Genomic DNA, 16,239 nt, shown 5'->3' with positions numbered 1-16,239 from the left:
TGTGCCGACCTCCAGCCCCCGGGGCCGCCGCCGCGCCGTCGCGGCGCTCGCGCTCCTGGCGTGCGCCCCCGCCGTCGCGGTCGGGTGCAGCGGCGGGGCCGCCGTCCTCGCCGTCGCCCTCGCCCGCACGCCCCGCGCGCGGGCGCTCACCGCCCTGCTGGCGACGGCCTCCACCGCCCTCGGCCTGCTGGCCGTCGGCGCCCCGGTCGCGCGCGCGCTCGTCACGGCCGCCTCCGTCGTCACGGGTGCGGCGGTCGTCGCTGTGGTCGCCGAGCACCTGGGGCGCCGGCGGGCGCACCGGACGGTCCCCACCGGTGGCGCCTGCACCGCCAGCCCCTGGCTCTTCGTCGACCTGGGCCTCGGTGCGCTCGCGGGCGGCGCCGCCGTCCTGCTGGTGGGTGGGGTGCTGGCCGCGCTCACGGGCCTGCCGGCGCCGGTGGGGGCGGCCTGGGCGTGGGCGGTCGGCACCGCCTCGTCGGCGCTCCTCGCCCTGGCGCTGCGGGCGCTGGTCCGCCCGGGCGCGCTCGCGCCCTCCCCCGGGGTGGGGCCGCTCGAGCACGCCGGGGTCTGGGTCGTCCTCGTCCTCGCCCTCGCCGCGCACGCCGTCGCCCCCGAGGCGGTCCCCCTGGCCCTGGCCTCGCTGGGGGGCGTCCTGTGGGCCGCGCTGCGCCTCCCGGCCCGCGCCGTCGCGCTGCAGCTGGCAGCCACCTGCGCCGCCGTCGTCGTCGTCGGCACCCACGACCTCGGACGGACCCCCTTCTCGTCACTGCTGACCGAGACGCACGCCTTCCCGGTGGCCTCCCGCACGGTCCACGACCTCATGGTCATGACCAACGGGCAGGCCTCCCTGGGCGAGCTGGCCGTCATCGTCCTGGTCGTCACCGCGGTGCGGGGGACGCTGCTCGCCCAGCAGGCCCGCGCCACCGCCGCCGTCGCGCTGGCGCAGCAGCACGAGCAGGTCCTCGCGGTGGTGCTCGAGGGCACCACGGAGCAGGCCGTCATCGGCACCACCCCGGACCTGAGGGTCTCGATGTTCAGCCGCGGGGCCGAGCGCATGCTGGGCTGGACCGCCGAGGAGGTCCTCGGCAGGTCTCCGCTGGACCTGTGGTTCCCCCACGCCGGGCGCGACGACGTGGCCTGGGCCGAGGTGCACCGGACCTTGGAGGACGGTGAGTCCGGGGTCTTCTCGAAGCGGGCGGTCTGCAAGGACGGCAGGACGCTCGACGTCGTCCTCAGCTTCGCGGCGCAGGTGTCGGCGACGGGCGTCGTGGAGGGCCACGTCTCGGTGCTCACCGACGTCACCGCGGTGCGCACCGCCGAGAGCGCCCTGGCCTCGTCCGAGGCGCTCTTCCGCCACGCCTTCGAGACCGCCCCCACCGGGCTGGTCCTCATCAGCCTCGCCCCCGGCGAGGAGGGCAGGGTGCTGCGGGTCAACCAGTCGTTCGCGACCTTCACCGGCCGCCCCGAGGCCGAGCTGCTGCAGCTGCGGGTGCGCGACCTGCTCGACGCGCGCGACGTCGACGCCCACCTCACCTACCTGGTCCGCGCCGCCGGCGGCGGGGAGCCCGAGCCCCTCGGGGTCGAGCGCCGCTTCACCACCCCTCCGGGGAGGTGCGCCACGCCCGGAAGTCGACGTCGGTGCTCCGGCCCGACGGCGAGCACCCCTTCCTGATCGCGGTCATCGAGGACACCACGGCCCAGCGCGCCGCCGAGGACGCGCTGGTCAGGCTCGCGATGCACGACCCCCTCACCGACCTCCCGAACCGCGCGCTCCTGGGCGACCGCCTCGAGCGCGCCCTGACCGCCGACGTCCGCCAGCGGGTCGGCGTCACCGTCATCTACATCGACCTCGACGGGTTCAAGCCCGTCAACGACTCCCACGGCCACGCCGCCGGCGACCTGCTGCTCAAGGCCGTCGCCGCGCGGCTCTCCGGCGCCGTCCGCGCCGGGGACACCGTCGCCCGCCTCGGCGGCGACGAGTTCGCCGTCCTGTGCCCCGGGCTCGGCGCCGACCAGGTGCCCGTGGTCCTGGGCCGCATGGCCCGGGCGCTGGCGCCCCCGGTCCGGCTGCCCGGTGGCGCCGTGGTGCGCGTCGGCCTGTCGACGGGCACCGCCACCTCGGTCGGCGGGGGTGACCCCGCGAGCCTGCTCGAGGAGGCCGACCAGGCCATGTTCGCGAACAAGCGCCGCCGACGCACCGACCGGGCCGCGGCCCGGGAGGACGCCGAGCGCCTCGCCGCCCGCATCGACGAGCGGATGGCGGAGCGGGCCGCGGAGCGGGCCGCGGAGCGCAGCGCGCTGCGGTCCGCCGGCGCCGCCGGGCCCCCGGGCTCCGCCGGGACCTCGGGCTCCGCCAGCGCACCCGCGGCGGCCAGCGCCACCTGGGGTGCCCCCGTGGCCGCTCCCGTGCCCTCTCCGGCGCCCGCCGCGGACGACGACCTGCCCGCCCGGGCGGTGGCAGACTCCTCCCGGTGAGCCGCCCCGCTGGACTCGTGCCGCGCATGCGGCCCTTCACCACCACGGTCTTCGCGGAGATGAGCGCCCTGGCCACCCGCACGGGCGCGGTGAACCTGGGCCAGGGGTTCCCCGACACCGACGGCCCGGCGTCGCTGCTGGCCGGCGCGGTCGACGCCGTGCTCGGCGGCCGCAACCAGTACCCGCCCGGCCCGGGGGTGCCCGAGCTGCGCACCGCCGTCGCCGAGCACCAGCAGCGGTTCTGGGGCCTGGACGTCTCCCCCGACGACGTGCTCGTCACCACCGGCGCCACCGAGGCGATCGCCGCCGTCGTCATGGCGCTCACCGGCCCCGGCGACGAGGTCGTGGTGCTCGAGCCCTACTACGACTCCTACGCCGCCGTCATCGCGCTCGCGGGCGCCCAGCGCCGCACCGTCCCGCTGCGCGCCCCCGACTTCCGGCTCACCGAGGAGGCGCTGCGCGCAGCGTTCTCCGAGCGCACCCGCCTGGTGCTCCTCAACACCCCCCACAACCCCACCGGCACGGTGCTCTCGCGCGCCGAGCTGGAGCTCGTGGCGCGGCTCGCGGTCGAGCACGACGCCGTCGTCCTGTGCGACGAGGTGTACGAGCACCTGGTGTTCTCCGGCGCCGAGCACGTGCCGCTGGCCTCGCTGCCGGGCATGGCCGAGCGCACGCTCGTGACGTCGTCGGCGGGCAAGACCTTCTCGGTGACGGGCTGGAAGGTCGGCTGGCTGCACGGGCCCCCCGACCTGGTGGGGGCGGCGCGGGCGGTCAAGCAGTTCCTCACCTACGTCTCGGCCGGCCCGTTCCAGCCCGCGGTCGCGGCGGCGCTCGCCCTGCCCGAGGAGGTCTTCACCGGCTTCGCCGCGGACCTCGAGCGCAAGCGCGACCTGCTCTCCGAGGGCCTGCGCGCCGCCGGCCTGGCGGTGAACCGCTGCGACGGCACGTACTTCGTCACCGCCGACACGACCCCGCTGGGCGTGACCGACGCCTCGGCGCTGGCCTGGCGGATGCCCGAGCTGGTGGGCGTGGCCGCCATCCCGGTCCAGGTCTTCTGCGACGACCCGGCCGCGGCGCCCACCCTGCTGCGGTTCGCGTTCTGCAAGCGCGACGACGTGCTCCAGGCCGCCGTCGACCGCCTCGCGGCCCTCGGACCGCGGCTGGCCGCCTGAGGCTGCCCCGCGCTCCCAGGACCTCGCGCCAGGATGGGGGCGTGACCGCCACCCTCGAGCGGCGTCGGGACTCCCCGCGCTCGCGCCGCCCCTCGAGCGACGCCGACCCCGCGGCGCTGGCCGCCGAGCGCGAGCGGCTGCTGGGCCCCCCGCTGGCGACCACCGCGCGCGAGCGCCTCGCGGGCTGGCTGTGGCCGCTGGCGGTCACCGCGCTGGCCGGCGTCCTGAGGTTCTGGCACCTCGGCACCCCCCACCAGCTGGTCTTCGACGAGACCTACTACGTCCGCAACGCGTGGACGATGCTCGCCACCGGCATCGAGATGCGCTGGCCCGAGGGCACCGACGTCGACTTCGCCGCCGGGAACGTCGACGTCTACACCTCCCAGGGCGACTACGTGGTCCACCCGCCGGTGGGCAAGTGGATGATCGCGCTGGGCGAGCACCTCTTCGGGGTGCAGAGCGCCTTCGGCTGGCGGTTCTCCGCGGCGCTGGTGGGCACCCTCAGCGTGCTGCTGGTCGCGCGGATCGGCCGCCGCCTGCTGGGCTCGACCCTGCTGGGGACGACGGCGGGGCTGCTCCTCGCCGTCGACGGGCTGCACCTCGTGATGAGCCGCACCGGGATCCTCGACATCTTCCTGGGGTTCTGGGTGCTGGTGGCGTTCGGGCTGCTGCTGCTCGACAGGGACTCGTCCCGCGCCCGGCTCGCGGCGGCGCTGGCGCGCTCGCGGGCCCGCGGAGAGGGGCTCGCCGGGTCGCTGGACGTGCGGCTGTGGTGGCGCCCGTGGCGGTTCGCCGCGGCCGTGGCGCTGGGCCTCGCGTGCGGGGTGAAGTGGTCGGGCCTGTACTTCATGGCCCTGTTCCTGCTGATGAGCGTGCTGTGGGACGTGTCCGCGCGCCGGCGCGCGGGCCTGCCGCAGTGGTGGTCCGGCCTGTGGCGCGACGGGGCGCCCGCGGCGCTCGTGGCGCTGCCGACGGTGCTCGTGGTCTACGTCGCCAGCTGGGCGGGCTGGTTCGCCTCGACCACCGGGCACCTGCGGAGCTGGGCCGCCGAGAACCCCGGGGAGGGCGTGCAGTGGCTGCCCCCCGCGCTGCGGTCGCTGTGGAAGTACCACCAGGACATGTGGGCGTTCCACACCGGGCTCGACTCGCCGCACGCCTACCAGTCGTCGCCGTGGGCGTGGATGGTGCAGGGGCGGCCCACCTCGTTCTACTACCAGGGCCAGGCGCAGGGGCTCACCGGCTGCGGCGCCGACTCGTGCACCGAGGCCATCACCTCCCTCGGCAACCCCGTGGTGTGGTGGGCCGGGTGCGTGGCCCTGCTGGTGCTGCTCTTCTGCTGGGCGCTGCGGCGCGACTGGCGCGCCGGCGCGGTGCTCGCCGGCGTCGCCGCGGGCTGGCTGCCGTGGTTCACGGTCGGCGACCGCACGATCTTCCAGTTCTACGCCGTGGTCTTCGCGCCCTTCGTGGTGCTCGCGCTCGCCCACTGCTGCGGTCTGCTGCTCGGCCCCCGAGCGGGAGCCTCGCGGGCGCGGCGGGCCGGGGGCGCCGCGGGCAGCGGGGCGCTGGTGGTGCTGGCGCTGGTCGCGGCGTCGTACTTCTGGCCGGTGTGGACGGCGCAGCTGACCACCTACGACGCGTGGCGCGCCCGGATGTGGTTCGCCTCCTGGATCTGAGGGCCGCTCGCGGCTGAGCGGCTGAGCGGCGGGTCAGCTGGTCAGCGGCGGGCGCCGCGGACGGCGGCGGTCGTGACCAGGGCGTTGACGAGCAGAGCGCCGGTCGCTGCGCACCAGAGGCCGAGGGCGAACAGGTCTCCCAGGTGGATGCCGTGGGTGCGCGTCAGCACCGCGACGACGGGCCCCTCGGTGACCACGCGGCCCGAGACGATGAGCACGAAGAAGGCCGTCAGCACGGTGACGGCCACCGCCGTCGCCGTCCACAGCGGGGCGAGGCGCACCTGCGCGGCGCTGCGGGCGGGCAACGGGGTCCGGTGCGCGGCGGGCGGGCTGGTGAAGGTGAAGGTGTCCGGGGTGGGCGTGGGCCGGGGCGGCGCCGGAGCCGAGGTGAGGGCGGTGGTCGGGGTGGTGGTGAGGGCGGTGGTGACCACCGGCGCGGCCAGGGCCGTGCCGCCCGCGCTCCCGGAGGTGGCGGGGCTGGCGGTGGCGGTGGTCTGCTCGGTCACCCGGTGTGCATCGGCGCGCGGCGCGCAGAACTGCAGCCTGCGGGCCAGGGCGGGGTCTCCTGACCGCAACCAGGCGCTCGACTGGTGCTCCCGTGCCCCCGGGAACCGCAGCCAGGCGCTCGGCTGCGGCTCCCACCCCACCCCGGACCGCAACCAGGCGCTCGGCTGCGGCTCGGGCCGCGTCGTCGTCAGCGGAGACCGGTCGGCGCTCGTCACGCGCGTGCCGGAAGGTCGCCGGGGCGGGGTTGGCCTAGCGTCAGGGGGTGGAGATCGGCATCAGCTCGTTCGCGGAGACCACCCCCGACCCGGTCACGGGCGCCGTGCCCAGCGCGCAGCAGCGCCTGGCCGAGGTGGTCGAGGAGGTGGTCCTGGCCGACCAGGTGGGCCTGGACGTGTACGGGCTGGGTGAGCACCACCGGCCCGACTACGCCTCCTCCGCGCCGGCGGTGGTGCTGGCGGCGGCCGCGGCCCGCACGCAGCGCATCCGGCTGACCAGCGCGGTCACCGTGCTCTCCAGCGAGGACCCGGTGAGGGTCTACCAGCAGTACGCCACCCTCGACCTGCTCTCGGGCGGCCGCGCCGAGGTGCTGGCGGGGCGCGGCTCGTTCATTGAGTCGTTCCCGCTGTTCGGCTACGACCTCGCCGACTACGACGCGCTGTTCACCGAGAAGCTCGACCTGCTGCTCGCGCTGCGCGAGGAGGGGCCCGTGACCTGGAGCGGCGAGCACCGCGCGGCGCTCGACGGCGTCGTGGTGCAGCCGCGGGCGCTGCAGCAGCCGCTGCCCGTGTGGGTGGGCGTGGGCGGCAACCCCGAGTCGGTGGTGCGGGCCGGGGTGCGCGGCCTGCCGCTGGCGCTGGCCATCATCGGCGGGCAGCCGGAGCGGTTCGCGCCGCTGGTCGACCTGTTCCACCGCGCGGCGGTCCAGGGCGGGCACGACCCGATGGCGCTGCCGGTGGCCTCGCACAGCCACGGGTTCGTCGCCGAGACCTCCCAGGCCGCCGTCGACACCTTCTACGGCCCGTACAAGGTGGTCATGGACCAGCTGGGCCGCGAGCGCGGGTGGCCGCCCCTGAACCGGCCGCAGTTCGAGGCCGGCCGCACGAAGCGGGGCGCGCTGTTCGTGGGGAGCCCGGCGGAGGTGACCGAGAAGATCCTCTTCAACAGCGAGGTGCTCGGCATCGACAGGTTCATGCTGCACGTCTCCCCCGGCACCATGCCGCACCGCGAGGTGCTGCGGGCGATCGAGCTGCTGGGCACGGAGGTCGCGCCGGCGGTCCGGGCGGCCACCGCCTGACGCGCCGCCCGAGACGCCGTCCGGAGCTGGTCAGCGCAGGGCGCGCCGCCCGCGCTTGACGGCGTACATGCGCTGGTCGGCGGCGCCCACCAGCTGCTCGGCGGTGGGCCTGCCGAGCTCGGCGGAGGACACCGCGCCGACGCTGGCGGAGACGGCGTCGAGCACCCGCACCACCTCGGGCGAGGTGGCCATGCCGGCGAGCTCGGGGGCGAGGCTGAAGGGCACCGAGAGGGCGGTCTCCAGGCGCTCGCGCAGCTCGGCGGCGGCCTCGTGCGGGGCGCGGGGGGCGCCGTCGTCGTCGACGACGAGGACGGCGAACTCGTCTCCGCCGAGCCGGGCGACGACGTCGACGGGGCGCACCACCTGGCGGAGCCGGGCGGCGACGGCGACGAGCAGCCCGTCACCTGTGCCGTGGCCCGCGTGGTCGTTGACGGCCTTGAAGGAGTCGAGGTCGCAGAAGGCGGCGACCACCGGCGGGCCGTCGTCGAGGGCGGCGACGAGGGCGCGCGTGAACGCCGCGCGGTTCGCCACCCCGGTGAGGGGGTCGGAGTAGGCGAGGTCGGCCAGAGCGCGGGAGCGCTCCTGGAGCTCGCGGGTCAGCGCGACGTTGTCGACGACGACGAGCGCCTGGCGGGCGAGGACGAGGAGCACCAGTGCGGCCGCCGAGGCCAGCAGCGGGGCGGTCAGGGGCCGGCGGACGCTCTCGTCGACCAGCACCAGGCAGGTGACGGCGAACGGGACGTACGGCAGCACGTGCGCCAGCACGGAGGTGCGCACCAGGGCGCCGCTGCTGGGTCCGCGGCCGCTGAGCACCGCGGCGACGGCCATCACGGCGAAGGCCGCCGTCCAGAGGACGTCGGTGGGACCGCCCGTGGCGAAGGTGCCCGCGAGGCGCAGGTAGACGTAGGCGGAGTCGCCGAGGGCCATCAGCGAGGCCCCGACCACCAGGGCGGTCAGGGCGCGGCTGGCGCCCCAGCGGGCGAGCACGGTGGTGGCCACGGCGAGGACGAGCACGTCGCCGGCGGGGTAGGCGGCGGAGACGAGCACCGCGACCAGGTCGTCACCGCTGGTGACGATGGGGCGCAGCAGCAGCGTCCAGCTCAGCAGCCCCAGCGCGCCGGTCGCCACGACCCCGTCCAGCAGGCCCCGCAGGCGGGAGGCGACGCGCAGCCGCCCCTGGGCGAGCAGCAGCACGCCGGTGGGCGCGAGCACGGAGAACCCGAGGAAGCCGGCGTCCGCCACCGAGACGGGCGGCACCTCCCGGTGCAGCACGGCCTCGTAGCCGGCGAAGGCGACCTGCCCGGCGCACCAGGAGGCGCACGCCGCGGAGAAGACCCACCACCCGGCGCGCTGGCTGCCGCGCTCCCGCCGGCCGCGGCGGGCCGTGGTGAGGGCTGCAGCGGCGGCGACCAGGGCCTCGGTGGCGCCGACGACCGCGGTGGGGACCCGCCCCGGGAGGCCCAGCAGCACCGAGACCGGCACTGCGAGCACGACGAGCAGGACGGGGACCGCCGCCAGGAGCACCGCCCGGCGCAGCACGCGCTCCGGAGCGCGTCGGCCCCGGGGTGCCGTGGTGGAGGTCACCTCCTCCCATCGACGGCGCGCGCGACGACCGGAGGACGCCGCGCCGGCACCACCCGGACGGCTCAGCGGGGACCCGTCAGGCGCAGGTCGCCGACGGCCGCGCCGTCGCGCTGGTCGGAGCGCGCCCGCTTGGCGGCGTACATGCGGCGGTCGGCCTCGCGCAGCAGCCGGTCAGCGGTGACCGGCCCGCTGCCGGCGAGCTCGCCCGAGGCCACCACGCCCGTGCTCGCCACGACGCCGGGGCCCGCGGGCGCGGACGCCGGCGCGAGGGCCGCCTCCAGGCGGGCGCGCAGGTCGGCGGCGGCGCGCAGCGCGTCGTCACCCGCGGGCACCGCGACGACGACGGCGAACTCGTCGCCCCCGAGGCGGGCCACGACGTCACCGGGCCTGACGGCCCCCAGCAGCTGCTGGGCCGCGGTCACGAGCAGGGCGTCCCCGGCGGCGTGGCCGAGGGTGTCGTTGACGGCCTTGAACCCGTCGAGGTCGCAGTAGGCCACCACGACGCCGGCGCCCGCCCCGGCGTCGGAGGAGGCGGTCGAGGACGCCTCGAGGGCGGCGTCGAGGACCTCGGTGAGCGCGGCGCGGTTGGCCAGCCCGGTCAGGTGGTCGGTGTGGGCCAGGACGCCCAGCGCGTCGGCCCGGGAGGCGAGCTCGCGCGCCAGGCGGCGGTTCTCGGCCACCACGAGGCCCTGGCGCGCCAGCAGCGCCGCCGTCAGCACCAGGGTGCTGACCACCTCGACGGCGCCCAGGTGCCGGTGGGTGCCGGCCACGAGCACCGCGGGGACCGCCAGCACGAGCGGGAGGTACGGCAGGGCCGTCAGGAGGCCGCCGGTGCGGGGCCGGGTGCGGGTGGCGCCGGGGGCGTCCTCGACGACGGCGGCCGCGGCGAACCCCACCAGGGCCACCGCGTAGCCGACGCTGATCCAGCCGCCGGGCGCGAAGCGGCCGGTCAGCACCAGGAGCAGGTAGGTGGCCTGGGTGGCCGCGGCCACGAGGGCGCCCGCGGTGAACAGCAGGGCGGCCGGGGAGGGCCGGCACCGCGCGGCGAGGGCGAGCACGGCCGTGGTCAGGGCGACGACGCCGGCCAGGCTGACGGCGCTGGCCACGACCACCGGAGGGGCCACCCGGTCGCCGGCGAGCGCGGGCTGCAGCAGGGCGAGCCAGCCGAGCACGAAGAGCCCGCCACCGGACAGGAGCCCGTCGAGCGCCCAGCGCAGGCGCGGCGCGGAGGGGTGGGCCGCGTGGGCCAGGAGCACCATGCCCACCGGCGCGAGGAGCGGTGCGGCGCTGAACCAGGCGACGACCACCGGGTCCACGCGGGGGTCGCGCCCGAGCAGCTGCTCGTCGACGAGGAACAGCACCTCGGCGACGGCCCAGCAGCCCAGCGCTGCGGTGAACAGCACCCACGGCGCCGCGTCGCGGCCGCCCCGGCCGGCGCGGAGGGTGCGCACGGCTCGCAGGCCGCACAGCGCGGTCGCGGCGGCGCTGATCACGGCGAGGACCAGGACGACGACGGCCTGGGCCGCGCCGGCGGGCAGGCCGAGCAGGTGTCGGGCGGGGCCGGTGGCGGTGACCAGCACGACGGCCGCCACGGCGAGGGCGGCCGCGACGGCGGTGCGAGCCCTCCTCCACCGGGTGCGGCCAGGTGCGACGGAGTCCCCCACGGTGGAGGCGTCGGCACGTCGGCGGCCCACCTGGAGCCGGACCGGCCCGTGGCACGAGAACGGCGGCCACCCGGGTGGGTGACCGCCGTTCTGCTGGTGGAGCTGAGGGGACTCGAACCCCTAACCCCCTCGATGCGACCGAGGTGCGCTACCAATTGCGCCACAGCCCCGAAGGACGCACGAACACTACCACCCGGGTCTCGGGCGCCCCGTCGTCGGCACAGCGGCTCACTCGCCGACGGCGCGGCGACGCGGCGCGGCGGCCGTGCGCTGCTCACGACCGGCGGCGGCGCGGGCTGCGGCCAGCTCGCGCTGGCGCTCGGCGGCGAAGGTGCGCTCGGCGGCGGCGGCGCTGGCGGCAGCCGCCTGGGCGGCGACGGCGGCCCGGCTCTCGTCGGCGCGGCGGTGGGTGGCGCGGACCTGGGCGGCGCGGGTGCGGGCCTGGGCCGCGCGCAGCGAGGCGGTGCGGGCGCGGCGCTCCTCGACCACGGCGCGGCGGCGCAGCACGCCGACCGCGGCGACGAGGAGCAGCAGGCCGGCGGGGGCGGCGCTCAGCGGCAGCAGCCCGAGCACCGCGAGAACGGCGGGCGCGGCGGCCACCAGGCCGGTGGCGAGCAGCGCGGCGACGGCCGGCAGCGCGCCCGGGGCGCGGCGCGCGCGGTCGGCACGGCGGGGCTGGGCCACCGGTCGGCTCCCCTTCCCCGTGGAAGCCGGACCGGCGGCGGTCTGGGGGGCCACCGCTGCGGTGCGCGGCGCGGCGAGCAGGCGCCCGGCGCTGCTGGCCGGGACGGAAGAGCTGCGGGAGAGCTCGCGGCGCTCCAGCAGCCTCAGCTCGTCGTCGCTCGCCTCCGCGCGCCAGGCAGCCGCCAGCTGCTCGCGGCGCTGGACCCAGTGCGGGACCGCGCCGAACGCCCAGAGCGCGACGATCCCCAGGAGGAGGAATCCGCTGCCGCCCACGCCGATACTGTAGAGGTTCAGGGGACTCCCGTGAACCACGTTGCTGGCGTGTCTTGTGTGACTGGTGTGACTGGAGTCCGTTTCGCCCCACCCCCACGGGGTCGAGAGCGCTCCGTGACCCACCTGTGACCGGGTCGCGACCACCCCGTCAGCGGCCCACGCGGACCCGGCGGTGGTGCGGCGCCGTCCTAGGCTCCCGGGATGAGCGACCTCCTCGCCGTCGGCTCGTACACCCCGGCGACCGGCGGGAGGGGCGCCGGCATCGGCCTGGTGGCCCGCGACCCCGCCACCGGGCGCCTCGGCGCGGACGCCGTGGTGCTCCCCGCGGCGTCGCCGTCCCACCTCGCCCCCGCCGGCCCCGTCAGCCCCGTCAGCCCCGCCGGCGGCGCTGGCGGCGCTGGCGGCGCGGCCGCCGCGGAGGTGCTGGTCCACGCGGCGCACGAGCTGCCCGAGGGGCTGCTCTCGACCTGGCGCCTGCGGCGCGGCGACGCCTCCCGGCGCAGCGCCCCCGGCGGCGAGCAGCTGGCCGAGGTGCCCTCGGGCGGCGCCCACCCCTGCCACGTGGCGGTGCACCCGAGCGGCCGCCTCCTCGTGGTCAGCGACTACGGGGGCACCACCGGCGTGGTCGCCGCCGAGGGCGGGGTCGCCCGGCGGCTGGTGCAGGTGCTCGAGCCCCGCGGCTCCGGCCCGCGCAGCGACCGGCAGGAGGGTCCGCACCCGCACTCGGCGTCGTTCCTCGACGACGGGCACGTCGTCGTCGCCGACCTGGGCACCGACGAGCTGCGCGTCCACGCCGTCGTCCTCGGCGCCGGCGGCGCTCCCGCCCGGCTCGACCCCGACCCGGTGCAGGTGGTGGCCGCTCCCCCGGGCAGCGGGCCGCGCACCGCGCTCGTGCGCCGGCGCGGTGGAGGTGCGCGGCTGCACGTCACCGGTGAGCTCGACGCGACGCTGCTGGCCGCGGACGCCGTCGGCGGGCGCCTCGGTGAGCTGCACGCGGTGCCGCCCAGGCGGCCGCCCCCTCCCCCGGCGGGAGCTGGACGGGGTCGCCGCCCCAGCCCTCGGAGGTGGCGGCCCTCGACGACGCGCTGCTCGTGGCGGTGCGCGGCCTCGACGTGCTCGGGGTGCACCGCCACGGCCGGGTCGTCGACGTCCCGCTGACCGGCGGCTCGGACACGGCTGACCGCCCGGAGGCGCGCAACCCGCGGCACGTGGCCGTCGTCGGGCACCACGCGTACGTCAGCGCGCAGGACTCCGACCTGGTGCTCCACCTCGAGCTCGCGCTCGACGACGCCGGGGGCGGGCCGCGGGTGGTGGCGTGGAGCGCGCTGCGCACGGGCTCCCCGACCGTGGTGCTGCCGCTGTGAGCCCGGGGCTGCCCGAGTACGACGCCGCTGCCACCGGCCCCCTCGGTCCCTGGGCCAAGGGGGTCCCGGTCAGCGCCTGGGGGCGGGACGGCGCCGGGTGGGTCGCCTCGGGCCCGCACCTGGCGGACCTGCCGACCCCGGTGATGACGCTGGACGCCGCGGCGGTGGCCGCCAACCTGGCGGCGATGGCGGGCTGGGCCGCCGGTGCCGGCGTCGACCTGGCCCCCCACGGCAAGACGAGCATGGCGCCGGCGCTGTGGCGGGCCCAGCTGGCGGCGGGTGCCTGGGCCGTCACGGTGGCCACGCCCTGGCAGCTGGCCGTGGCGCTCGACGCCGGCGTGCCGCGGGTGCTCGTCGCGGGCCCGCTGCTGGACGCCGACGTGCACGGGCTGGTCGCCCGCACGACGGCGCCGGCAGCGACCTCGCCAGCGAGCTCGCCGGCGACCCCGGCGGCGCGCGTGCTGGCGTGGGTGGACGGCGAGGACGTCGTCGCCGCGACCGCGGCGGCGCGCGCCGAGGGACTGGCGCGCACGGATCAGGACCCGGCCGGGACCCGACCGCTCGACGTGCTGGTCGAGCTGGGCGCCCCGGGGGCCCGCACGGGGGCGCGGTCGGTGGCCGCGGCCCTGGCGGTGGCGCGCGCCACCGCCGCCGCCCCGGGCCTGCGGCTGGCCGGGGTGGCGGGCTACGAGGGGGCGCTGGCGCACGACGCCTCCCCCGCCTCGATGGCCGCCGTGCGCGCCTGGCTCCGCGACCTGCGCTCCCTGCACGAGCAGCTGCTGGGGCTCGGCCTGCTGGACACCGCGTCGGTCCCGGACGACGCGGCCGTCGTGTCCGCCGGGGGCAGCGCGTACTTCGACGTCGTCGCCGAGGAGCTGGCCGACCTGCACGACCCCGCCGGCCAGCACGGTCCCGGGGTGCGCGTGGTGGTCCGCGCCGGCGCGAGCGCCGCCCACGACGACGGCTTCTACGCCGGCATCACGCCCGCCACCCGGGGCACGGGCCCGGAGCTGCGGGCCGGTCTGCACGCGTGGGCGCGCGTCATCTCCCGGCCCGAGCCGGGGCTGGCGCTGCTCGACGCCGGGCGGCGCGACCTGCCCTTCGACGAGGGCCTGCCCGTGGTGCGCGCCCGGCGGCCCGGCGGCCGCGGCCCGGCGGAGCCGCTGGAGCCGGGTGCCGCCGTCGTCACCGCGGTGAACGACCAGCACGCCTTCGTGCGCCTGGCCGCTGGCCGTGCTGGTGGCGGAGGGGCCGAGCACCTCGCTGTCGGCGACGTGCTGCAGCTGGGGCTCTCCCACCCGTGCACCGCCTTCGACAAGTGGGGGCTCGTCCCGGTCGTCGACGACGCCTCGCTCCCCCAGCCGCGGGTGGTGGACCTGCTCCGGACGGTCTTCGGGTGACGCCCTCCGGGGGCGCGGGCAGCGGTGAGAGCCGCGACCTGCTGGTGCGGGGCGCGCTGCTGGTCGACGGCACCGGCGCACCGGGCCACCGCGGAGACGCCCTGGTCAGCGGAGGCGTGCTGCGTGCGCTCGGCGACGTGCCGCGCCACGCGGTGCCGGCCGGGGCGCGGGTGCTCGACGCCGACGGGCTGGTGCTCTGCCCGGGGTTCGTCGACCTGCACGCGCACTCCGACGTCGCCGTCCTCACCGACCCGGCGCACCTCTCGCGCGCGCTGCAGGGCGTCACGACCGAGGTGCTGGGGCAGGACGGCCTCTCGTACGCGCCGGTCGACGACGCCGCGCTCGCCGTCCTCGACGCCCAGCTCGCGGGGTGGAACGGGCGGCTGCCGGCGGGGCTGGTGACCTGGCGCGACGTCGGCGGCTACCTCGACCGGATCGACGCCGGGACCGCGGTGAACGCCTGCTACCTCGTGCCGCAGGGCACGGTCCGGCTGCTGGTGGTGGGCGTCGAGGACCGCCCGGCGACCCCCGCGGAGGTCGCGGCGATGCGGGCGCTCGTGCGCGCGGGGATGGCGCAGGGCGCGGTCGGGATGTCCAGCGGGCTCACCTACACCCCGGGCATGCACGCCTCCGCGGACGAGCTGGCGGCGCTGTGCGAGGAGGTCGCCGCAGCGGGCGGGTACTGGGCGCCGCACACCCGCTCCTACGGGGCGGGGGCGCTGGAGGCGTACGCCGAGGCCCTGGAGGTCGGGCGGCGCAGCGGGGCGGCGGTGCACCTGACGCACGCGACGATGAACTTCCCCGTGAACCGCGGGCGCGCCGGCGAGCTGCTGGCCCTGGTCGACGCCGCGGTGGCCGCCGGCCAGGACGTCACCCTCGACAGCTACCCCTACCTGCCCGGCTCGACGACGCTCGCGGCGCTGCTCCCCAGCTGGGCCGCGGCCGGCGGGCCGGAGGCGCTGCTCGCCCGGCTGAGCCAGCCGCACGACGGCGAGGAGCTGGCGCGGCTGCGCCACGACCTGGAGGTGCGGGGCGCCGACGGGTGCCACGGCGTGCCTGTCGACTGGGCGTCGGTGCAGGTCAGCGGGGTGGCGACGGCGGACGACCCGTGGCTGGCGGCGGCGGTGGGCTCGACGGTCGCGGAGCTGGCGCAGCGGGAGGGGCGCGCGCCGTTCGCCGTCGCCGTCGACCTGCTGGTCCGCGACCGGCTCGGCACCACGGTGCTGCAGCACGTCGGTGACGCGGCCAACGTGCGGGAGGTGGTCGCGTCGCGGCACCACAGCGTCGGCAGCGACGGGCTGCTCGTGGGCGCCCGGCCGCACCCGCGGGCGTGGGGGGCGTTCGCGCACCTGCTGGGGCCCTGCGTGCGCGAGGGGCTGCTGACCGTCGAGGAGGCGGTGGCGCGGATGACGCTGCGGCCGGCGCGGCGGCTGGGGCTGGCCGGGCCCGGCCCGGGGGCGCGGGGCGTGCTGCGGGTCGGGGCCGTGGCCGACCTGGTGCTGTTCGACCCGGAGACCGTGGAGGGCGCGACCTTCGACGAGCCGCGGCGACCGCCGTGCGGGGTCCCGCACGTCTGGGTGGCGGGCGTGCCGCTGGTCAGCGACGGGAGACGCACCGGGGCGACCCCCGGTCGCTCCCTGCGCCCCCTCCTCCCCTCCCCGCCGTGATCATGGGCGTCCGCCACCCCGGCGGTCGCGAAGACCGTCACGGGGCAGGATCGGTCGGCATGACGAAGCGCACCGCCCTCACCACCTCCGACGCCCCGGCCGCCGCCCACTCCTTCTCCCAGGGGGTGCGCGCCGGGAACGTCGTCCAGGTCTCCGGACAGGGCCCCGTCGACCCCGCCTCCGGCGAGTACCTGCACCCCGGCGACGTCGCCGCGCAGGTCGAGCGCACGCTCCTCAACGTCGAGGCCGTGCTGGCAGCGGGCGGCGCCACGTTCGACGACGTCGTGATGCTGCGCGTGTACCTGACCACCCGCGCCCACTTCGCCGCGATGAACGACGCCTACGAGGCGTTCGTGACCCGCCGGGTGCGCGGCGGCGTGCTACCGGCGCGCACCACGGTGATGGTCGAGCTGCCGCGCGAGGAGATGCTCGTCGAGATCGACGCCCTCGCCGTCGTCGCCTGAACCCGCCGCGGGTGGCGG

Annotated in this window: 14 protein-coding genes and 1 tRNA gene; 10 read left to right on the top strand and 5 right to left on the bottom strand. The window is 77.8% G+C overall.

What is annotated here, in order from left to right; translation table 11 throughout:
• Position 1: 1 nt before the first annotated feature.
• Genes F1641_RS22675 through F1641_RS00495 form a run of 4 tightly spaced genes read left to right on the top strand, consistent with a single transcriptional unit; the run spans position 2 to position 5,320 of the window.
• The gene (locus tag F1641_RS22675) at positions 2-1,672 is read left to right on the top strand and encodes a PAS domain-containing protein (protein ID WP_194902553.1); all 1,671 of its coding nucleotides are present in this window, start codon (positions 2-4) and stop codon (positions 1,670-1,672) included.
• On the top strand, positions 1,612-2,475 hold the full coding sequence (locus F1641_RS00505) for a GGDEF domain-containing protein (protein WP_206690353.1): 864 nt from the start codon (positions 1,612-1,614) through the stop codon (positions 2,473-2,475). Before F1641_RS22675 ends, F1641_RS00505 begins: the two co-directional genes overlap by 61 nt.
• Positions 2,472-3,647 carry a pyridoxal phosphate-dependent aminotransferase gene (locus F1641_RS00500; RefSeq protein ID WP_309225285.1) on the top strand — a complete coding sequence of 392 codons (1,176 nt, stop codon included), beginning with the start codon at positions 2,472-2,474 and terminating at the stop codon, positions 3,645-3,647. The genes F1641_RS00505 and F1641_RS00500 overlap by 4 nt, the downstream gene beginning before the upstream one ends.
• 41 nt (positions 3,648-3,688) lie before the next feature.
• Positions 3,689-5,320 carry a phospholipid carrier-dependent glycosyltransferase gene (locus F1641_RS00495; RefSeq protein WP_206690352.1) on the top strand — a complete coding sequence of 544 codons (1,632 nt, stop codon included), beginning with the start codon at positions 3,689-3,691 and terminating at the stop codon, positions 5,318-5,320.
• Between the two features lie 41 nt (positions 5,321-5,361).
• Here the strand turns inward: F1641_RS00495 and F1641_RS00490 are convergent, their stop codons facing one another.
• Positions 5,362-5,826: a hypothetical protein gene (locus F1641_RS00490; protein ID WP_194902552.1), complete on the bottom strand. Its 465-nt coding sequence runs from the start codon at positions 5,824-5,826 to the stop codon at positions 5,362-5,364.
• Between the two features lie 263 nt (positions 5,827-6,089).
• Between F1641_RS00490 and F1641_RS00485 the strand changes: the two genes are divergently transcribed.
• Positions 6,090-7,121, top strand: a complete 1,032-nt coding sequence (locus tag F1641_RS00485; protein ID WP_194902551.1) for an LLM class flavin-dependent oxidoreductase — start codon at positions 6,090-6,092, stop codon at positions 7,119-7,121.
• A 30-nt stretch (positions 7,122-7,151) separates the two neighbouring features.
• Here the strand turns inward: F1641_RS00485 and F1641_RS22670 are convergent, their stop codons facing one another.
• The 4 genes from F1641_RS22670 to F1641_RS00465 all read right to left on the bottom strand — a co-directional run bounded on the left by F1641_RS22670 (position 7,152) and on the right by F1641_RS00465 (position 11,326).
• A complete protein-coding gene (locus tag F1641_RS22670) occupies positions 7,152-8,705 on the bottom strand; it encodes a diguanylate cyclase (protein ID WP_194902550.1) in 1,554 nt (517 codons plus the stop codon).
• Between the two features lie 62 nt (positions 8,706-8,767).
• Positions 8,768-10,369, bottom strand: a complete 1,602-nt coding sequence (locus F1641_RS00475) for a diguanylate cyclase (RefSeq protein ID WP_194902549.1) — start codon at positions 10,367-10,369, stop codon at positions 8,768-8,770.
• 94 nt (positions 10,370-10,463) lie between these two features.
• Positions 10,464-10,539 (bottom strand) — tRNA-Ala (locus F1641_RS00470).
• 58 nt (positions 10,540-10,597) lie between these two features.
• Positions 10,598-11,326 carry a hypothetical protein gene (locus tag F1641_RS00465; RefSeq protein WP_194902548.1) on the bottom strand — a complete coding sequence of 243 codons (729 nt, stop codon included), beginning with the start codon at positions 11,324-11,326 and terminating at the stop codon, positions 10,598-10,600.
• 201 nt (positions 11,327-11,527) lie between these two features.
• On the opposite strand from F1641_RS00465, the gene F1641_RS00460 reads away from it, so the two are divergent.
• From F1641_RS00460 to F1641_RS00440, 5 genes are read left to right on the top strand one after another with little or no spacing between them, the layout of a single operon-like run.
• Positions 11,528-12,484 carry a beta-propeller fold lactonase family protein gene (locus F1641_RS00460; RefSeq protein WP_194902547.1) on the top strand — a complete coding sequence of 319 codons (957 nt, stop codon included), beginning with the start codon at positions 11,528-11,530 and terminating at the stop codon, positions 12,482-12,484.
• Complete coding sequence (locus F1641_RS00455; protein WP_194902546.1) at positions 12,391-12,690, top strand: hypothetical protein; 300 nt, start codon at positions 12,391-12,393, stop codon at positions 12,688-12,690. Before F1641_RS00460 ends, F1641_RS00455 begins: the two co-directional genes overlap by 94 nt.
• On the top strand, positions 12,687-14,090 hold the full coding sequence (locus F1641_RS00450; RefSeq protein ID WP_194902545.1) for an amino acid deaminase: 1,404 nt from the start codon (positions 12,687-12,689) through the stop codon (positions 14,088-14,090). Before F1641_RS00455 ends, F1641_RS00450 begins: the two co-directional genes overlap by 4 nt.
• Positions 14,087-15,757 (top strand): D-aminoacylase, encoded by a 1,671-nt coding sequence (locus tag F1641_RS00445; protein WP_309225284.1) that lies wholly within the window; start codon positions 14,087-14,089, stop codon positions 15,755-15,757. The genes F1641_RS00450 and F1641_RS00445 overlap by 4 nt, the downstream gene beginning before the upstream one ends.
• Before the next feature lie 59 nt (positions 15,758-15,816).
• Positions 15,817-16,221, top strand: a complete 405-nt coding sequence (locus tag F1641_RS00440; protein ID WP_194902544.1) for a RidA family protein — start codon at positions 15,817-15,819, stop codon at positions 16,219-16,221.
• Positions 16,222-16,239: the final 18 nt, after the last annotated feature.

The organism is Quadrisphaera sp. INWT6 (assembly GCF_015390235.1).
GTDB lineage: Bacteria > Actinomycetota > Actinomycetes > Actinomycetales > Quadrisphaeraceae > Quadrisphaera.
The sequence above is the reverse complement of the archived record's forward strand: the minus strand, read 5'-3'. Positions and strand labels throughout refer to the sequence as shown.